Below are 17,091 nucleotides of genomic sequence, written 5' to 3'. Positions count from 1 at the left end.
CTCTCACCTGGCGGCTGTGAGATAGGCCCACATCCGTTCCAGGATGGCGCCGGACCAGGTCGCGCGCTGCGCGGCCTCGGCCTCGCCGAAGACCACCCCGGCCTCGGCGATGCCGGCCGCCCGCGCCTCGAACTCGACGCGCGCCGCATCCTCGAGATACCAGGTCAGCACGACGGCCTCTTCCAGGCTCTTGCCCGCCGTAACCGCGCCATTGCCGCGCATGACGATGGCGCGGGCAGCGCCCATCTGCTCGGCGAGCGCCGCAGCCTGTTCGTCATTGCGCAGCAATTGCGGATCGTCCCAGAGCGGCGGCTGCGGGGCGAAATAGCTGCCGAAGCCGTGTCGTGGCTGCGGTGTGATCCGAGCGGTGCCGAGCGTCATCACCCGCTGCGGCATCGACCGGATGACGCCGCCGATTTCGGGGCGCCGGCGATAGATCTCGCGATGGATGCGAACCTCGCCGAGCACGCCCTCCGGCAATGGCCCGTCCAGCGAGACGACGCTGCAGGCATCGTCGTCCGCGACGAGGCCCAGGGGCTTTGGCGGCGAGACCAGGAAATGCCCCACGTCGAGGCGCAGCGAACAATGACCATAGGCATGGACGAGGCCGTGGCGCGCCAGCGCGCGCCCGGCCTGCCGGACCAGGTCTTCCTGGGCGGCGCTCGGCCGCGGCGATGTCGGGCTCACTTGTTGAATTCGGCGATGTTGGGCTTGGCGCCCCATTTGCAGAAGCCCTTCGGCTCGAACATGTACTGGCGCTCGCGCCAGAGCAGCTCGTCGGCGATCTCGCGCACGCCGCTGGAGTACTCGAAGACCATGCCGTCCGGCCCCTCGAAATAGAGGAACTTGGCCGAGGAGGTCGGGTGCCGGCCGGGGCCGAAGACCATGCGCACCTGCCGGTCCTTCAGGAACTGGTGCGAGCGCATGATGTCGTCGCCGGTCTCGACCTGGTGGTTGATGTGCTGGATGCCGGGCTTGGGCGAGGGAAACAGCGCGATGGTGTGATGAACCTCGTCGATACGCAGCAGCGGCGCGTCGCCGATGCGGTCGCTGACCTGCGCGTTCGTCACCTTGGTCCAGAACGCCTCGTCGCGGGCAAGATCGCTGGAGCAGATCCCGACATGGCTGAACCCGGTGATGCCGGCATCGCGCGCGCCGTGATAGCGCCGCCCGCTATAGCCCGGTCGCCAGGCGAGCTCGATCGGATTGCCGGTCGGATCGCGGAAGGCGATGAAGTCGTGGACCTTGCGCAGCGCCGCCTCGGAAGCGGTGCCGCGCCGGACCGGATGGCCGAGCGCTTCGAGCTGCACCGCGGCCTCGTCAAGATGGAACTGCTCCTCGACCTCGAAGCACACGACCTGATCGCCCGGATCGCCCTCGAAATAGCAGAGCGTGTGTTCGCGCTCGTCCGACTTGAAATAGACCGAGCCCTTGGCGCGCTCGGCAACGTCGAGGCCGAGATATTCGGTGGCGAAATGGGTCGCGCCCTCGAGATCGCGGGTCCCAAGCCGGACATAGGACACATCGGCAAGCTTGATCATGGTCGCTCCTTCCTGCCGGTTCAAAACCGGCGAAGACGCTTCAACGATATTCGGGAACTTGGGTGTCGCTGCCCCAGGCGCAGAAGGATTCGCGCTTGCGCGGGAACTGCCTGGCCCGGCGCGGCACGGCGAGCCGCTCGCCCTCGGCGACATAGGAGAAGTTGACGCCGTCCGGGCCGGCGAAGCTCAGGAAGAGCTGCTGCGAGGCGGTGCGCCGGCCGGGGCCGTCGACGATGCGGGCCTGCGCACCGCGTAGGTAATAGGCGTTCTGCATGACGAGATCGACGTCCTCGACGCCGAACTCGACGGAGAGGATGCCCTTCTCCTGCGACGGGTGCACGGCGATGCGATGATGCGCCTCGTCGAAGCGGATATAGGCGGCTTCGCCGACCCAGTCGGTGACCTTGCCGCCGAGCAGTCTGGTCCAGACCTGCTGGTCCGAGGCATCAGGCGCGCCGCGCAGCGCAATGGCCTCCAGCCCGGTGATGCCGGCATCGCGTGGACCGTGATAGCGCCAGCCGGATTCCAGCGGCCTGACCACGAGCTCGATATCGTAGCCGGCCGCCATCCGGAACGAGACGAATTGCCGGACCTTTCTGATGGCGCAGGCCTCTGTATCGCCGCGCGTGACCGCGAAGCCGGCGCCCTGCAGCACGCGCTCGGCCTGCGCCAGTGCATCGGGATCGCGCACCTCGAAGCCGATCGCCTGGCCGGTATCGAGCCCATCGACATAGACCAGCGTATGGTCGCGATAATCGGAGCGGAAATAGGCGGCGCTGTCGGTGCGGTCGACGAGTTGCAGGCCGAGGATGCGGCCGGCGAAATCGGCCGCGCCCTTCAAATCGGCAGTGCCGAGCCGGACATAGCGCAATTGCTCGATGGTGATCGCGTCGCTCATAGCCCGAGATGCTCTTTCTGGAGGTCCTTGTCGGCCATCAACCTGTCGGACGGCCCGTCGAAGACGACGCGGCCATGGTCGAGGACCAACGCCCGTTCGGCCAGCTTCAGCGCCATGGCGAGGTTCTGCTCCGCGATCAGCAGGGTATAGCCCTCGCCGCGCAAACGCCCGACAGTGCCGATGATGACCTCTTCGATCGCCCGAGGCGAGAGGCCCTCGCTCGGTTCGTCGAGCACGATCAGGTCGGCCTGCGTCAGCAAGGCGCGCGCGATCGCGAGCAATTGCCGCTCGCCGCCGCTGAGCGCGCCGCTGGAAAAGGAGCGGCGTTCGGCGAGACGCGGGAAATCCTCGTAGATGCGCTCCTTGACCCAGCGCCGGTTCGGCTGCTTGCGCGACCACAGCGCCGCCATGGTCAGGTTTTCGTCGACGGTGAGATTGGCGTAGACGCCGCGGCCCTGCGGCACGAGGGCGACGCCGAGCCGGGCGATGCGGTGCCCCGGCCAGCCGGCAACCTCCTGGCCCTTGATCGCGATCCGGCCGGAGATCTGCGGCTCCAGCCCGAACAGGGCCGAGGAGAGCGTGCTCTTGCCGGCGCCGTTGCGGCCGAGCAACGCCACCGCCTCGCCCTGCGCCAGCGAAAAATCGACGCCATGCAGGACGCGCACGCCGTCATAGCCGGCATCGAGCCCGGCGACCGAAAGGTAGGTAGCGGACGCCGGCTGTTGCTGTGCTTGCGCCGACATCACGCGGCCTCCCCGAGCGAAGCACCGAGATAGGCAGCCTGCGCGCCCTCATGCGCCTTGATCGCATCCGGCGTGTCGCAGGCGATCAAACGGCCGAGATCGAGCACGGCGACGCGGTCGCAGACGCCAAAGACGATATCGAGGTCATGGGCGATCAGGATGGTCGAGAGGTCCTCGCCGAGCGTGCGGACGACCTCGATCAGGTGCTCGCCTTCCGCTCGCGACAGGCCGGCGGTCGGCTCATCGAGCAAGAGCACGCGCGGGCGCATCGCCAGCGAAACCAGGACGTCGACGATGCGCTGCTCGCCATAGGACAGGCCGGCGACCGGCAGTTCGGCCCGATCGCGCAACTGAGCGCGTGTCAGCAACTCATCGGCGGCCTCGTCCGCTGCCTTGGCAACCTTGCGGCTGCCGAACCAGCCATAGCCTTCACCCGTCCGCGAGCGCGCAGCGAGCGCCAGGTTCTCGCGGACGCTGAGCTCCGGGAAGGCCATGCTCTTCTGGAAGGTGCGCACCAGCCCGGCGCGGACCCTGACATCGGGCCTTGCACTGGTGATGTCCTCGCCGGCGAAGGCGACGCGGCCGTGATCGGGGATGAGGAAGCCGGTGACGATGTTGAACAAGGTCGTCTTGCCGGCGCCATTGGGGCCGATCAGGCCGAGGCATTCGCCCTGGCCGAGCGTGACCGAGACGTCGCTCAGCACCTTCAGCCCGCCGAAGGACTTGGCGACGCCTTCGATCGCCAGGGCGGGAACGGCAGTCGCGCTCATGACCGGCCCTCCGCATCCTTCCGCCGTCCGAACGCAGCCTTCAGGCCGGCGACGACGCCCTTCGGCATGATCATCACAGTCAGCACGAAGACGAGCCCGACGACCAATTGCCAGCGATCGGTATAGGACGAGACATAGGTCTGGATGCCGAGATAGATCGCCGAGCCGATGAAGGCGCCATAGAGCGAGCCGACGCCGCCGATCACCAGCATGATGATCATCATCGCCGACATCGTCCAATGCACGGCGTTGGGGCCGACATACTGGTTGACGAAGGGGTAGAGCGCGCCGGCCGCACCCGCGATGCCGCCGGAGGCGACCAGCGCCATCAGGCGAATGCGCGGGATCGAATAGCCGAGCGCGCTCATCCTGAGCTGGCGCTCACGCGTGCCGAGCAAAGCGCGGCCGATCGGGGCCGTGACGAAGGAGCGGGCGGCGAGGAAGGCAGCGAGTGCCAGCACGAGTGCTGCGAGATAGAGCGCGACGCCGTTGTTGAGCGGGATCGTGGCGAAGCCGGTATGCAGCGTCAGCACCGGGAAGCCGCGCAGGCCGTCGGCGCCGCCAGTGACCTCGCGCCAGTGGAACACCACCTCCCAGACGATCTGGCCGACGATCAGGCTGAGGATCAGGAAGAACAGGGCGATGGTGCGCATCACCACGACGCCCATCAGCAGTGCCGACGCCATGCCGGTCAGGACGCCGACCGCGAGCATCACGACGATATCGGCGCCGAGCGCCTGCGAGGCGATCGCCGCAGCAGAGGCCGCCCCGCCGAAGAACACGGCATGGCCGAGCGAGACCAGCCCGCCGAAGCCGACCAGGAGGTCGAGGCTGAGTACGGCGGTGCCGATGATCAGGATCTCTGCGAGGAAGCGCAGCTGATAGTCACCGGCGAACAGCAGGGGAATGGCAGCCGCGAGGGCGAGCAGCGCAAGCTTTGCGGTCAGCGGCAGGCCGCGCCGCTCACTGGCGGGGCGCGTCTCCACGCGGCCGGTCCCGTCGGCGATCGAGCTCATACCTGCCTCACCTTCCTGGCAACCAGCCCTTCGGGCAGCGCCACCAGCAGCGCGGCCATGACGGCGAGGGCGACGACATTGGAGAATTCCGGCACCCAGACCTTGGAGAAGGTCATGGCGAAGCCGAGGAGCAGGGCGCTCAGCACCGTGCCGCGGAAGGTGCCGAGCCCGCCGGCGACGACGACGATCAGCGCCAGGATCAGCACCTCCTCGTCGAGGCCGGGATAAGCCGAGAGGATGCCGGCGCCGAGCGCACCGGAAATGCCGCCGAGGCCGGCCGAGATCACCAGCACCGCGGTGAAGATCCGGCGCGTGTCGAGGCCGAGGGTCTCGACGAAGCCGCGATCGGTGACGCAGGCCCTGACCACCGCGCCCCAGATGGTGCGGTCGATCACGAACCAGAGCGCGAAGGCGAGCGCCGCGCCGAAGCCGATGATGAAGAGCCGGTAGATCGGGAACGGCATGTCCATGATGAAGACGACGCCGCGCAGCGCTTCCGGGATCTCCGCCGAGAGGATCTGCGCGCCAAAACCCCAGCGCATCAGATCGGCGAAGATCACCGAGAGCCCGTAGGTCAGCAGCACCTGCATCAGATGCGTTCGCGCATAGAACTGCCGGAACGGGAAACGCTCCAGCAGGAAGCCGACCAGGCCAGCCGCCACGAAGGCGACCGGGAAGGTAAGCCACCAGGGCGCGCCCGAGGCCAACCAGTAGACGCCGACATAGGCGCCGAGCAGGAAGAAGGAGCCGTGGGTCAGGTTGACGAAGTTCATCAGGTTGAGCACCACCGACAGACCGAGGCCGGTCAGCAGCAGCAGCATCGAGAACGACAGCGCGTTCAAGCTCTGGACGGCATAGAAGCCCACGGAACAGCTCCTTCGTCGCGTCAGGCCACCGGGCCCGGATCGCGCACGCCCTTGTAGGTATGGATCACCTGGTTGACCGGGACGCCCCCAGTGCCTTCCTTGATCTCGTTGACGTAGATGTCGAGGATCGCCTGGTTGTTGCGCGGGTCGAACGGCATCGGCCCGAACACCGTCTCGACCTCCTTGGCGAGCAAGGCTTCCTTGACCTTGACCTTGTTGGAGAGATCGCCCTCGACGCGCTCGATCGCGGCCTTGATCACCTGGCCGGTGACGTAGCCCGCCGTGCCCATCTCGCCCGGCATGACGTTGCGCGCCGCCTGATAGGCTTTGGTGAAGGCGGCCGAACTCGGCGCCGTCGGCGACTGATTGCAGGTGTTGAGCCCGCCGAGCGCCGCCTCCTTGACCGCCGAGACCACGTCTTCCTGATCGAACAGCGCGCCGCCGCCGATCAGCTTGACCTTGCCGGAGAGCCGGTACTCGCGCATTTGGCGTAGGAAGCGCACCGCGTCCGAGCCGGCGAAGAAGGAGTAGATGAACTCCGGCTTCTCGGCCGCGATCGTCGTCAGCAGCGGGCCGAAATCGGTGGTGCCGAGCGGCGCCCAGAGCTGCTTGCCGACTTTGCCGCCCTGCTGCTGATAAGTGGCGACGAAATCGCCGATATATTCGCGTCCGGCGGCGTAGTCGGCGCCGATGGTCATGCAGCCGGACTTGCCGAGCTTCTCATAGGCCCAGAGGCCGGCGGTGTGGCCAAGCATCCAGTTGGTCTTGGTCGGCCGGAAGACGAAGGGGCTCGCCGCCTTGCGGGCGAGATCATTGGCCGAGCCAGCGGAGATGAAGGTCAGCGCCTTGGCCTCGGTCACCACGTCGCGGACGGCGAGCGCCACCGCCGAGGAGATCACGCCGGAGACGATGTCGACATTGTCCTGGCCGATCAGCTTGCGGAACTTGCGCACGCCCTCGTCGGGCTTGGCCTGATCATCCTCGACGATCAATTCGACGGCGCGGCCGGCGAGCTTGCCGCCATTCTCCGCCAGGAACATCTGCATGCCGGCGCGCATGCTCTCACCGAGCGCCGTGAACGGCCCCGACAGCGAGGTCACCATACCGATCTTCAGCGGCTTGTTGGCGGTCTGCGCCAGGGCCGGTGCGCCGATCGCGCTGGTCAGGGCAGCAGCGCCGGCAGAGGCGATGAAGTCGCGGCGGGAGAGTGGAAAGCGCTCTGTCATGGGAGGTCCTCCAACGGGGCGGTCTTGGCGCCACCCGATTGCCCGGCATCCAACAAGATCGGCGCTGGGGTGTCAATCTTATTTCGATATTTTTTCTGACCGTGAAACACATCACTTCACGATGAGTCTCATAAATCTCTTAATTTTATGACAACTCGAGAGAGAGCGCCGTCCAACTTGTGTTCCGTTCAGGATTGTAATTTCGAAATTTAATGCTAGAGAGGGCTATCGACCACAGGAGCTGCGCGCCTCGGAATGTCCTCATCCGACAAGACTTTGGCCGACCGGACCTACCGCCAATTGCGCGGCGACATCGTCAATGGCCGCCTCGCAGCGGGCAGCAAGCTGAAGCTCGAAGGGCTGGCGCAGGACTATGAAGTCGGCATGTCGCCACTGCGCGAAGCGCTCGCCCGGCTGATGGGCGACCTGCTCGTGGTCTCGGAGGGACAGCGCGGCTTCTGGGTGGCGCCGCTTTCCCTGGACGAGCTCGATGATGTCTCGCGTGTCCGCGCCCTGATCGAAACCGAGGCGCTCAACGCCGCGATCCGCAATGGCGGTGCAGAGTGGGAGCGCGAGGTCACGGCAGCGTTCGAGGCGCTGGCGGCGGTCGAAGAGCATCTGCCGCACACCAGCGAGGCGCTGCCGCCGGAGCAGCTCGAGATCTGGGAGGCGCGCAACCGCGCCTTCCATGCCGCGCTGGTCTCGGCCGCGGGATCGCCGATGCTGATCAAGCTGCGCGACCTGCTCTACCGGCAATCCGAGCGCTATCGCCGTGTGTCGCTCAACGTTTCGCGTGGCTGGCGCAACGTCCATGACGAGCATCGCGCCATCTACGATGCGACCATGCAGCGCAATGCGCTGCGCGCCTGCCGGATGACCGAGCTGCACCTCGCCCGCACGGCCGAAGAGGTCCGCAAGGCGATGGCTGCGCTGGCCCGGGACGACGACTTTCCCGGAGACAAGGCGTGAGCGGCTTCGATCTGAGCGGCCAGACCATTCTGGTCACTGGCGCAGCCGGCGGCATCGGCGCGGTGACAGTGCAGGTTCTGGCGGGCCTCGGCGCCAAGCTCATCCTAACCGACCGCATCTCCTGCGCCGCGACGATCGCCGGGCTCGGCGAGCATGCCGACAAGGCCCGCGAGATCACCATCGACCTGCTCGACGACGAAGCACCGCGGCGCCTGTCCGAGCTGGCAGGCGCACTCGACGCCGCTGTCCTCGGTGCCGGCATCTACCGTCCAGTCGATTGGGATGCGGACGGCTGGGAAGAGGTCGCCGAGACGACGCTGTCACTCAACCTGATGGCGCCGATGCGCCTGGCGCGCGAGCTCGTGCCCGCCATGGCAGCGCGCGGCGGCGGGCGGGTCGTCCTCGTCGGCTCGATCGTTGCCGCGACCGGCGGCTCCTTCCCCGGCGTCGGCCCGCATTACGCCGCGTCCAAGGGCGGTTTGCACACGCTGGTGCGCTGGCTCGCGGCCCGCTTCGGCGGCCAGGGCATGCTGGTCAACGGCATCGCGCCGGGGATCACCGACACGGCGATGGTCGGCGTCCATGATCTTTCGGCGGCGCTGGCACGCCATCCACTCGGCCGGGCCGCCCGTCCGGAGGAAATCGCCTGGCCGATCGCCTTCCTCTGTTCACCGGCGGCGAGCTTCATCTCGGGCGCCATCCTCGACGTGAATGGCGGCGCGATGATGCGCCCATGACAACAACAACAATCCGGGAGTGAGACGATGAACAGCGCCGTTCCGCGCTACCAGGGTGCTGCTGTGGGCGCTGAGACCGCCCGCCTGTCGCATTTCATCGATGGGCGCTTCGTGCCGGCCGGCCGCAGCAGCTTCGAGAACCGCCATCCGGCGACCGGCGAATTGATCAACCTCGTCCCCGAGGCCGACTCGGCTGCGGTCGACGATGCGGTCAAGGCTGCCAGGCGGGCACTGAAGGGGCCGTGGGGCAGGATGAGCGAGCAGCAGCGCTCGGCGATCCTGCGCAAGGTCGCCGACGGGATCATGGCCCGCTTCGACGATTTCCTCGCGGCCGAGGTGCTCGACACCGGCAAGCCGAAGAGCCTCGCCTCGCATATCGACATCCCGCGCGGCGCCGCGAACTTCAACGTCTTCGCCGACCAGGTGCTGACGCTCTCGACCGAGACCTTCCGCATGGCGACGCCGGACGGCGCCGGTGCGCTGAACTACGCCATTCGCAGGCCGCGCGGCGTCATCGCCGTGGTCTGCCCGTGGAACCTGCCGCTCCTGCTGATGACCTGGAAGGTCGCGCCGGCGCTCGCCTGCGGCAACACCGTCGTGGTCAAGCCCTCCGAGGAGACGCCGACCACGGCGACCATGCTCGGCGAGATCATGAACGAAGCCGGCGTGCCGCCCGGCGTCTACAATGTCGTGCACGGCTACGGCGAGGACAGCGCCGGCGAATACCTGACCAGCCATCCACTCGTCGACGGCATCACCTTCACCGGCGAGACGCGAACGGGCGAAGCGATCATGCGGGCCGCGTCCAGGGGCGTTAGACCGGTCTCGCTCGAGCTCGGCGGCAAGAACGCCTCGCTGGTCTTCGCCGATTGCGACATGGACAAGGCGATCGAGGGCGTCGGCCGCGCCGTTTTCGCCAATTGCGGCCAGGTCTGCCTCGGCACCGAGCGCGTCTATGTCGAGCGGCCGATCTTCGATCAGTTCACCCAGCGGCTGAAGCAAGCGGCCGAGAAGCTGAAGCCGGGCAACCCGTTCGAGGCCTCGACCACGCTCGGCCCGCTGATCAGCCAGGTCCATCGCGACAAGGTGCTGTCCTACTACGCCATGGCGAAGACCGAGGGCGCCGAGATCATCACCGGCGGCGGCGTGCCCGAGCTGCCAGCCCCCTACTCGGACGGCTCCTTCGTCGAGCCGACGATCTGGACGGGTCTCTCCGAGGATTCGGCGGTGATGCGCGAGGAGATCTTCGGTCCCTGCTGCAACATCGTGCCCTTCGACGAGGAGGACGCCGTCATCACGCTCGCGAACGACAGCCCCTACGGCCTCGCCACCTCGATCTGGACCGAGAACCTGACGCGGGCCCATCGCGTTGCAGCTCAGGTCGAGGTCGGCATCACCTGGGTGAATTCCTGGTTCCTGCGCGATTTGCGCACGCCCTTCGGCGGCTCGAAGCAGTCCGGCATCGGCCGCGAGGGCGGCGTGCACTCGATGGAGTTCTACACCGAGCTGCGCAACGTCTGCATCAAGCTCTGACGGCTTCCCGCTTTCAACGTCAAATCCGGCGGTAGCAGGCAGCGACCGCCCTCTGCCATCGCGACACAGGACAAAATGCCATGCTGACCGAAGCCCAGCGCGCGCAGGTGGTGCGCTCCTTGCTTGAGAGCCACCGCACCAAGAAGCAGGGCGAACGGCCCTCGCAGATGTTCCCCGAGATCAGGATCGAGGATTCCTACGCGATCTCCTCGGCGGTGGCGCAGGAGCGGGTCAAGGCGGGCGCCAGGATCGTCGGCCACAAGATCGGCCTGACCTCGAAGGCGATGCAGGCCTCCTCGAAGATCGACGAGCCGGACTACGGCTACCTCTTCGATGATCTCCTGCTGAACGATGGCGCCAAGGTGAAGTTCGAGAATTTCTGCATGCCGCGCGTCGAGCCGGAGCTGACCTTCATCCTGAAGGAGCCGCTGAAGGGCCCGGGCATCGGGCTGATCGACGTGCTCCGGGCGACCGAATATGTCGTACCCTCGATCGAGATCATCGATGCGCGCGTGACCGAGCCGCGCAAGATCTTCGACACGATCGCCGACAATGGCGCCGCCGCCGGCATCGTCCTCGGCGGCCGGCCGGTCCGGCCCGAGGATGTCGACCTGCGCTGGGTCGGCGCGATCTTCTATCGCAACTCCGAGATCGAGGAGACCGGCCTCGCCGCCGGCGTGCTCGGCCACCCAGCAATGGCGATCGCCTGGCTCGCCAACAAGCTCGCGCCGTTCGACATCACGCTGAAGCCCGGCGACCTGATGCTGTCGGGCTCCTTCACACGGCCGGTCTGGGCAGCTAAGGGCGATACGCTGCACGCCGATTTCGGGCCGCTCGGTAGCGTCTCCGTGCAGTTCGTCTGAAGGAGTTCTCGATGGACCTGCCTCGCAACGCCTTCAAGGCCGCGCTCGCCCGCGGCGAGCTCCAGATCGGGCTGTGGAGCAGCCTATGCAGCCCGATCGTTGCCGAGATCATCGGTCATAGCGGCTTCGACTGGATCCTGGTCGACACCGAGCACTCGCCGAACGAGCCGCCGGCGGTACTCGCCCAGCTCCAGGCGCTGCAGGCCGGCACCGCGACGCCAATCGTACGCCCGGCCTGGAACGACCCGGTCCTGATCAAGCGCCTCCTCGATATCGGCACGCAGGCCGTGCTCGTGCCCTTCGTCCAGAACGCTGAGGAGGCGGCCAAGGCCGTCGCCGCCTGCCGCTATCCGCCGGCCGGCATACGCGGCATCACCGTGAGCGGCCGCGGCAGCCGCTATGGCCGCGTGCCTGACTATCTCAAGCGCGCCGATGCCGAGATCTGCGTCCTCGTGCAGGTCGAGACCGGCGAGGCCCTGAGCCAGATCGAGGCGATCGCCTCGGTCGACGGGGTCGACGGCGTCTTCATCGGCCCGGCCGATCTCTCCGCCTCGCTCGGCCATATCGGCAATCCCGGCCATCCCGAGGTGCAGGCCGCGATCAAGGACGCGGTCGATCGGTTGACCGCCGTCGGCAAGCCGGCGGGCATCCTCACGCCGTCGGAGGCCGATGCCCGCCGCTATATCGAATGGGGCTATCGCTTTGTCGCCGTCGGCTCGGACCTCGGCCTGCTGACGAAAAATGCCGACGCGCTGGCGAAGGCGTTCGCCCGCTAGGGGCGGGTTCACCGGCCAGCTTGCACCCCAAGCTGGCCGGAGTGCGCTCTAGCCCGGCTTGATGCCGGCTTCTTCAACCACGCGGTTGGCGCGCAGGGTCTCGGCCTCGATGAACTTCGCGAAGCTGGCAGCGTCCTCCGTCACCGCTTCGGCACCGAGCGCAGTCAGCTTCTCGACGATTTCGCGATCCTTCGACGCCGCCTGCACCGTCGCATTGACACGCTGCACCGTCTCGGCCGGCAGGCCCTTCGGCCCCCACAGGCCATACCAGAGCGTGAAGTCGATATCCGCCAGCCCGAGTTCGCCGGCGGTCGGCACGTTCGGCAGAAGCTTGCTGCGTTGCGCGCCCATGATCGCGAAGGCACGCACCTTGCCATCGTTGATGAACGACAGGGCCGAGCCGAGCGGGGCGACCATCAGCGGAACCTGGGCGGCGACCACGTCGGTGATCGCCGGAGCGGTGCCGCGATAATTGACCAGTTCCGCGCTCGTGCCGGTGCGGCGCTTGAAGCTCTCGGTGGCGAGATGGCCCATGCTGCCCAGCGCCGAATTGGCGAAGGTGTACTCAGTGGGCTTGGCCTTCATATCGGCGATCAGCCCGGGCATGGTCTCGGGTGTCTTGGTCGAGCCGATCAGCACCATCGGCGAGGTCGCAAAGCGCGAGATCGGCGTGAAATCGCTCAGCGGATCGTAGGACACGCTGCGCATGACGTGCTTCGCCATGATGTGGATGTCGGCATTGGTCAGATAGGTCGTGCCGTCGGGCGCTGACCGCGCGACATCGGCAGCACCGAGCGTGTTGCTGGCGCCAGCCTTGTTCTCGACCACCCAGGATTCGTCGAGCGCAGGAGCGATGCGCTGCGCATAGAGCCGCCCGATGACGTCGATGGCCCCGCCCGCAGCAGCGGGTACGACGAGCCTTACGATCTTGCGTTGAGCCAGGGCTGCACGGGGTGCGAGCGCGCCCGCGGCGAGCCCGGCCAAGGCGGCACGTCTTGTGATGATCACCAGGGTTTCCTCCAGATATGGCCGCCTTGCCGGCGGTTCTCGAGTCACGTCGAAAGGGCCGTCTGCGATCCCGATCCCGTCGCGGAATAGGCCCGCCAACGATGGACGCTGGCGGCTCCCGCCGATCAATTCGCGAGATAAGAACGCATACTCATTATCAGTATGCACCACATCTCGGACCTGTCAAACCACACGCTCACGAACCCCGAGACATCGAAGCTCGTGAAATTGCACTGACCGCGATCTCGATGCCGGGAAACGCCGGGCCGTCAGGCCGCGTCGGAAGGGCGAACCGCAGCCAGCCGCAGCGGCACCCGTGAGGCGTCGTTGTTGAGCTCGACGAGCTGCCCGAGCATGCGCATGAAGATCTCGCGATCCTCCGGCGCGAGCGGAGCGAGGATGCGCTCCTGGGCCCGCTGCGCCAGCGGCCCGGCTTCCTGCAGGATGCGCTCGCCCTTCGGCGAGAGGTGCAGCACCTTGATGCGCTTGTCGTCCTTGCTGCCCGAACGCAGGATCAGCTCCTTCGCTTCCATCCGCTCCAGCACATTGCCAAGCGTCGAGCGGTCGAAGGCGACGAGCGCCGACAGGCGGGTCGCGTCGATGCCGGGATTGTCGCGCACCGTAACCAGCGCCGCGAACTGGACGGGAGTGAGATCGACCGGCGCGCATTCCTCGAGAAAGAGTGAGACGGCGATCTGCTGCGCGCGCCGAATGAGATGGCCGGGCATATGGTAGATATCGTCCATCGCCATCGTCGCTTTGCCTTGGTGAAACAGCAGCAGGTCTCGCCGCTCGGATTTCAGCACTTCAGGTTCTTCACCACCCGGCACAGGCGAACATTGCCCGGCCAGATCGGCGAGCTCCGCTATAGATCGTATGCTTTCATTCCGTAAGCGGTCAAACCGTCCCCACGAGAGCGGCACTCGTCGCAACTCACCGACGCCGCCGGCGCGGTTGACAGCCAAAAATCTGCGCGTATCCTGTTAATCAGTATACGGACGATCTATCAGAGATCGAGCAATGGGAGGATGGCTAGCCGATTTCCGGCTTCGGGAATCCGCGCTGCCGCAACGCCTTCGCACCTCCTCGATCCCTTCTGATTGTCTGCGCTGGCACGGCGGACCGACTGCTGTACCGGCACTGGCTGGCCTGTAGAACGCTGCGATCAAGGCGATTTCGGAGAGACCGACCTATGTGCACCTCGGACCATGGCCACCACCCCATCGCTGTCGATATCGCCGACACGGCCACAGCCTCAGTCGCGCCGTCACCGGAGATCGTCGCGGATCTCGTCGCGGCCAATCACATCCTGTTTGATCAGGGTGTCGTCGATGCCTTCGGCCATATCAGCGTGCGCCATGACGGCCGGCCCGATCGCTTCCTGCTCGCCCGCAACATGGCGCCGAGCCGGGTCGAGGCCGAAGACATCGTCGAGTTCACGCTCAACGGCGAGGCGGTGAACGCCAACGGCCGCAAGGTCTATCTCGAACGCTTCATACACGCCGAGATCTTCCGCAAGCGCCCCGACGTGATGGCTGTGGTTCACAGCCACTCGCATTCGATCGTGCCGCTGAGCGTGGTCAAGGGCACGCGCCTCCGTGCGATGTTCCACATGGCCGGCTTCGTCGGCCAGGGCGCACCGGTCTTCGAGATCCGCGAGGCTGGCGGCGACGCGACCGATCTCCTGATCAGCAACAACCATCTCGGCCGCGCACTCGCCGAGCATTTCGACGGCCACGACATCGTGCTGATGCGCGGCCATGGCTCGACCGTCGTCGGCTACTCGATCAAGCAGGCGGTCTACCGGGCCGTCTATGCCGAGCTTAACGCGCGCTATCAGCTCCAGGCGATGCAGCTCGGCGAAGTCACCTATCTCACCGAGGGCGAAAGCCGCGCCTGCGTCGCCAGCATCGAGGCGCAGGTCCATCGCCCCTGGGAGATGTGGCTCGAACAGGCCCGCGCCCGCCGGCGCTGACGGCCTTCAGCCAACGCAAGCACCTCGATCATTCCGCTTCGTTGAAGGGGGCCTCCATGCAGTTTCATCTCAACGGCTTTCGGACCGGCGATCCCGCCGTCTCCGAGCCCGCAACCGAGCTCGCGACATCCTCGACCGGCGCCTCACTGCCACAGGAAGTCGACGTGCTGATCGTCGGCTGCGGCCCTGCCGGCCTGACGCTGGCGGCGCAACTGGCGGCCTTCCCCAAGATCACCACGCGGATCGTCGAGCAGAAGCCTGGACCGCTGGAGCTCGGACAGGCTGACGGCATTGCCTGCCGCACCATCGAGATGTTCGATGCCTTCGGCTTTTCCGAACGCGTGCTCAAGGAAAGCTACTGGGTCAACGAGACGGTGTTCTGGAAACCCGATGCGACCCAGCCGGAAGCGATCGTTCGCAGCGGCCGGATCCAGGATGTCGAGGACGGGCTCTCCGAGTTCCCGCATGTGATCCTGAACCAGGCACGGATCCACGACTTCTTCCTCGATGTCATGCGACGCTCGCCGAGCCGGCTGGAGCCGGATTATTCCCGGCGCCTGCTCGACCTGCAGATCGACACCGCCCGCAATGCCGACGGCAGCGCGTCATCGCACCCGGTGACCGTAAAGCTGGAACGTGTCGATCCCGCGCATGAGGGCGAGATCGAGACCGTCAGGGCCCGCTATGTCGTTGGCTGCGATGGCGCGCGCAGCGCCGTGCGCAAGTCGATCGGGCGAGCGCTGGAGGGCGATTCCGCCAACCAGGCCTGGGGTGTCATGGATGTGCTCGCCGTCACCGACTTCCCGGATGTCCGGCTGAAGGCGCTGATCCAGTCCGCCGGCGAGGGCACGATCATCATCATCCCGCGCGAGGGCGGCTATCTGATCCGGATCTATGTCGAGCTCGACAAGCTCAGCGAGAACGAGCGGGTCGCGAGCCGCAATATCGGCGTCGAGCACCTGATCGCCGCGGCGCAGCGCATCCTGCGGCCCTACTCGTTCGAGGTGAAGGAGGTCGCCTGGTGGTCGGTCTACGAGATCGGCCAGCGCCTCTGCGACAAGTTCGACGATGTGCCGGCAGAGGAGGTCGAGCAACGCCTGCCTGCCGTCTTCATCGCCGGCGATGCCTGCCATACCCATAGCCCGAAAGCCGGCCAGGGCATGAACGTCTCGATGCAGGACAGCTTCAACCTCGGCTGGAAGCTGGCCGCGGTCCTGCGCGGGCAATGCCCGCCCGGGCTGCTGCACAGCTACTCGGCCGAACGTCAGGCGATCGCCAAGGAGCTGATCGATTTCGATCGCGAATGGGCGAAGATGCTGAGCGCACCGCTGAGAACCTCGGAAAGCGGAGACGGCGTCGATCCCAAGGAGGTCGAAGCCTATTTCGTCAGGCACGGCCGCTACACCGCGGGCACCGCGACCCGCTACGCGCCCTCGACCCTGACCGGTCAGCCGACCCATGCCGGTCTGGCAAAGGGATTGGCGATCGGCGCGCGCTTCCATTCGGCGCCGGTGATCCGCCTCGGCGACGCCAAGCCGGTTGAGCTCGGCCATGTCGCACAGGCTGATGGCCGCTGGCGTCTCTACGTTTTCGCCGACCGCACCGATCCGTCTTCGGGCACGTCGCGCCTGCGTGCCTTGTGCGACTTCCTTACGGATTCGCCCTCGTCACCCCTGCGGCGACATACGCGGCCCGGTGACGATGTCGATGCGGTCATCGACCTGCGCGCGATCCTTCAGCAGGCCCATCGCGACGTCGCCGTCGATGCCCTGCCGAGCTTGCTCCTGCCCCGCAAGGGCCGGCTCGGCCTGATCGACTATGAGAAGGTGTTCTGCCCCGAACTTCGTAGCGGTCAGGATATCTTCGCTGCACGCGGCATCGATCGCGAGCATGGTTGCCTGGTGATCGTGCGGCCCGACCAATACATCGCCAACGTCCTTCCGCTCGATGACCACGCAGCCCTGGCCGCCTTCTTCGCCGCTTTCATGGCACCCCAGGCACCGCAGTGAACGTTTCTTAAAGAGAACGATACCTGCAAATCATGGCCGGATCCCGCCCCTCAACTGGAGAGACACCGGCTCATCGGCCTAGGAGGACAAATCTTTCCCGGCCGCCGCGCTCGGGGCAATAATCACCCTTCGCTACCTGTTCTTTAAAAAGAACATTCTCG

At 66.5% G+C, this 17,091-nt stretch carries 17 protein-coding genes; 7 read left to right on the top strand and 10 right to left on the bottom strand.

Annotated elements, in window-relative coordinates:
- Positions 1-3: 3 nt before the first annotated feature.
- The 8 genes from B6S44_RS26675 to B6S44_RS26640 are packed head-to-tail and all read right to left on the bottom strand — an operon-like array spanning position 4 to position 7,060.
- The gene (locus B6S44_RS26675) at positions 4-687 is read right to left on the bottom strand and encodes a class II aldolase/adducin family protein (protein WP_248309773.1); all 684 of its coding nucleotides are present in this window, start codon (positions 685-687) and stop codon (positions 4-6) included.
- On the bottom strand, positions 684-1,541 hold the full coding sequence (locus B6S44_RS26670; protein ID WP_129159884.1) for a VOC family protein: 858 nt from the start codon (positions 1,539-1,541) through the stop codon (positions 684-686). Before B6S44_RS26670 ends, B6S44_RS26675 begins: the two co-directional genes overlap by 4 nt.
- Positions 1,542-1,581: 40 nt before the next feature.
- Positions 1,582-2,439 carry a VOC family protein gene (locus B6S44_RS26665; RefSeq protein ID WP_129159883.1) on the bottom strand — a complete coding sequence of 286 codons (858 nt, stop codon included), beginning with the start codon at positions 2,437-2,439 and terminating at the stop codon, positions 1,582-1,584.
- Complete coding sequence (locus B6S44_RS26660) at positions 2,436-3,182, bottom strand: ABC transporter ATP-binding protein (protein ID WP_129159882.1); 747 nt, start codon at positions 3,180-3,182, stop codon at positions 2,436-2,438. Before B6S44_RS26660 ends, B6S44_RS26665 begins: the two co-directional genes overlap by 4 nt.
- Positions 3,182-3,952 (bottom strand): ABC transporter ATP-binding protein, encoded by a 771-nt coding sequence (locus tag B6S44_RS26655; RefSeq protein WP_129159881.1) that lies wholly within the window; start codon positions 3,950-3,952, stop codon positions 3,182-3,184. The genes B6S44_RS26660 and B6S44_RS26655 overlap by 1 nt, the downstream gene beginning before the upstream one ends.
- A complete protein-coding gene (locus B6S44_RS26650) occupies positions 3,949-4,968 on the bottom strand; it encodes a branched-chain amino acid ABC transporter permease (RefSeq protein WP_129159880.1) in 1,020 nt (339 codons plus the stop codon). Before B6S44_RS26650 ends, B6S44_RS26655 begins: the two co-directional genes overlap by 4 nt.
- The gene (locus B6S44_RS26645; RefSeq protein ID WP_129159879.1) at positions 4,965-5,834 is read right to left on the bottom strand and encodes a branched-chain amino acid ABC transporter permease; all 870 of its coding nucleotides are present in this window, start codon (positions 5,832-5,834) and stop codon (positions 4,965-4,967) included. Before B6S44_RS26645 ends, B6S44_RS26650 begins: the two co-directional genes overlap by 4 nt.
- Before the next feature lie 20 nt (positions 5,835-5,854).
- The gene (locus B6S44_RS26640; protein WP_129159878.1) at positions 5,855-7,060 is read right to left on the bottom strand and encodes an ABC transporter substrate-binding protein; all 1,206 of its coding nucleotides are present in this window, start codon (positions 7,058-7,060) and stop codon (positions 5,855-5,857) included.
- Between the two features lie 255 nt (positions 7,061-7,315).
- On the opposite strand from B6S44_RS26640, the gene B6S44_RS26635 reads away from it, so the two are divergent.
- The 5 genes from B6S44_RS26635 (at position 7,316) to B6S44_RS26615 (ending at position 11,938) form a co-directional block, all read left to right on the top strand.
- Complete coding sequence (locus tag B6S44_RS26635) at positions 7,316-8,029, top strand: GntR family transcriptional regulator (protein ID WP_129159877.1); 714 nt, start codon at positions 7,316-7,318, stop codon at positions 8,027-8,029.
- Entirely contained in the window at positions 8,026-8,766 is a 741-nt protein-coding gene (locus B6S44_RS26630) for an SDR family NAD(P)-dependent oxidoreductase (protein ID WP_164985975.1), read from the top strand. Before B6S44_RS26635 ends, B6S44_RS26630 begins: the two co-directional genes overlap by 4 nt.
- Positions 8,767-8,793: 27 nt before the next feature.
- A complete protein-coding gene (locus B6S44_RS26625) occupies positions 8,794-10,299 on the top strand; it encodes a 2-hydroxymuconic semialdehyde dehydrogenase (RefSeq protein ID WP_129159875.1) in 1,506 nt (501 codons plus the stop codon).
- An 80-nt stretch (positions 10,300-10,379) separates the two neighbouring features.
- Positions 10,380-11,162 carry a 2-oxo-hept-4-ene-1,7-dioate hydratase gene (gene hpaH, locus B6S44_RS26620; protein WP_129159874.1) on the top strand — a complete coding sequence of 261 codons (783 nt, stop codon included), beginning with the start codon at positions 10,380-10,382 and terminating at the stop codon, positions 11,160-11,162.
- An 11-nt stretch (positions 11,163-11,173) separates the two neighbouring features.
- On the top strand, positions 11,174-11,938 hold the full coding sequence (locus B6S44_RS26615) for an HpcH/HpaI aldolase family protein (protein ID WP_129159873.1): 765 nt from the start codon (positions 11,174-11,176) through the stop codon (positions 11,936-11,938).
- Positions 11,939-11,986: 48 nt separating this feature from the next.
- Here B6S44_RS26615 and B6S44_RS26610 read toward each other — a convergent pair whose 3' ends face one another.
- Both B6S44_RS26610 and B6S44_RS26605 read right to left on the bottom strand, forming a co-directional pair.
- Positions 11,987-12,946: a Bug family tripartite tricarboxylate transporter substrate binding protein gene (locus B6S44_RS26610; protein WP_206735247.1), complete on the bottom strand. Its 960-nt coding sequence runs from the start codon at positions 12,944-12,946 to the stop codon at positions 11,987-11,989.
- 269 nt (positions 12,947-13,215) lie between these two features.
- Complete coding sequence (locus B6S44_RS26605) at positions 13,216-13,692, bottom strand: MarR family winged helix-turn-helix transcriptional regulator (protein WP_465246142.1); 477 nt, start codon at positions 13,690-13,692, stop codon at positions 13,216-13,218.
- 446 nt (positions 13,693-14,138) lie between these two features.
- Here B6S44_RS26605 and B6S44_RS26600 point away from each other — a divergent pair, with 446 nt between their 5' ends.
- The gene (locus B6S44_RS26600) at positions 14,139-14,921 is read left to right on the top strand and encodes a class II aldolase/adducin family protein (protein ID WP_129159871.1); all 783 of its coding nucleotides are present in this window, start codon (positions 14,139-14,141) and stop codon (positions 14,919-14,921) included.
- A gap of 56 nt (positions 14,922-14,977) precedes the next feature.
- Entirely contained in the window at positions 14,978-16,930 is a 1,953-nt protein-coding gene (locus tag B6S44_RS26595) for an FAD-binding monooxygenase (RefSeq protein ID WP_129159870.1), read from the top strand.
- The last annotated feature ends 161 nt before the right edge of the window (positions 16,931-17,091 follow it).

Source organism: Allobosea sp. Tri-44, from assembly GCF_004123845.1.
Taxonomy (GTDB): Bacteria; Pseudomonadota; Alphaproteobacteria; order Rhizobiales; family Beijerinckiaceae; genus Allobosea.
The sequence above is the reverse complement of the archived record's forward strand: the minus strand, read 5'-3'. Positions and strand labels throughout refer to the sequence as shown.

Coding starts and splice junctions, on each gene's coding strand:
- B6S44_RS26655 (WP_129159881.1), bottom strand. CDS start 3,952: ATGAGCGCGACTGCCGTTCCCGCCCTGGCGATCGAAGGCGTCGCCAAG.
- B6S44_RS26605 (WP_465246142.1), bottom strand. CDS start 13,692: ATGGACGATATCTACCATATGCCCGGCCATCTCATTCGGCGCGCGCAG.
- B6S44_RS26640 (WP_129159878.1), bottom strand. CDS start 7,060: ATGACAGAGCGCTTTCCACTCTCCCGCCGCGACTTCATCGCCTCTGCC.
- B6S44_RS26665 (WP_129159883.1), bottom strand. CDS start 2,439: ATGAGCGACGCGATCACCATCGAGCAATTGCGCTATGTCCGGCTCGGC.
- hpaH (WP_129159874.1), top strand. CDS start 10,380: ATGCTGACCGAAGCCCAGCGCGCGCAGGTGGTGCGCTCCTTGCTTGAG.
- B6S44_RS26635 (WP_129159877.1), top strand. CDS start 7,316: ATGTCCTCATCCGACAAGACTTTGGCCGACCGGACCTACCGCCAATTG.
- B6S44_RS26650 (WP_129159880.1), bottom strand. CDS start 4,968: ATGAGCTCGATCGCCGACGGGACCGGCCGCGTGGAGACGCGCCCCGCC.
- B6S44_RS26595 (WP_129159870.1), top strand. CDS start 14,978: ATGCAGTTTCATCTCAACGGCTTTCGGACCGGCGATCCCGCCGTCTCC.
- B6S44_RS26615 (WP_129159873.1), top strand. CDS start 11,174: ATGGACCTGCCTCGCAACGCCTTCAAGGCCGCGCTCGCCCGCGGCGAG.
- B6S44_RS26660 (WP_129159882.1), bottom strand. CDS start 3,182: ATGTCGGCGCAAGCACAGCAACAGCCGGCGTCCGCTACCTACCTTTCG.
- B6S44_RS26600 (WP_129159871.1), top strand. CDS start 14,139: ATGTGCACCTCGGACCATGGCCACCACCCCATCGCTGTCGATATCGCC.
- B6S44_RS26670 (WP_129159884.1), bottom strand. CDS start 1,541: ATGATCAAGCTTGCCGATGTGTCCTATGTCCGGCTTGGGACCCGCGAT.
- B6S44_RS26625 (WP_129159875.1), top strand. CDS start 8,794: ATGAACAGCGCCGTTCCGCGCTACCAGGGTGCTGCTGTGGGCGCTGAG.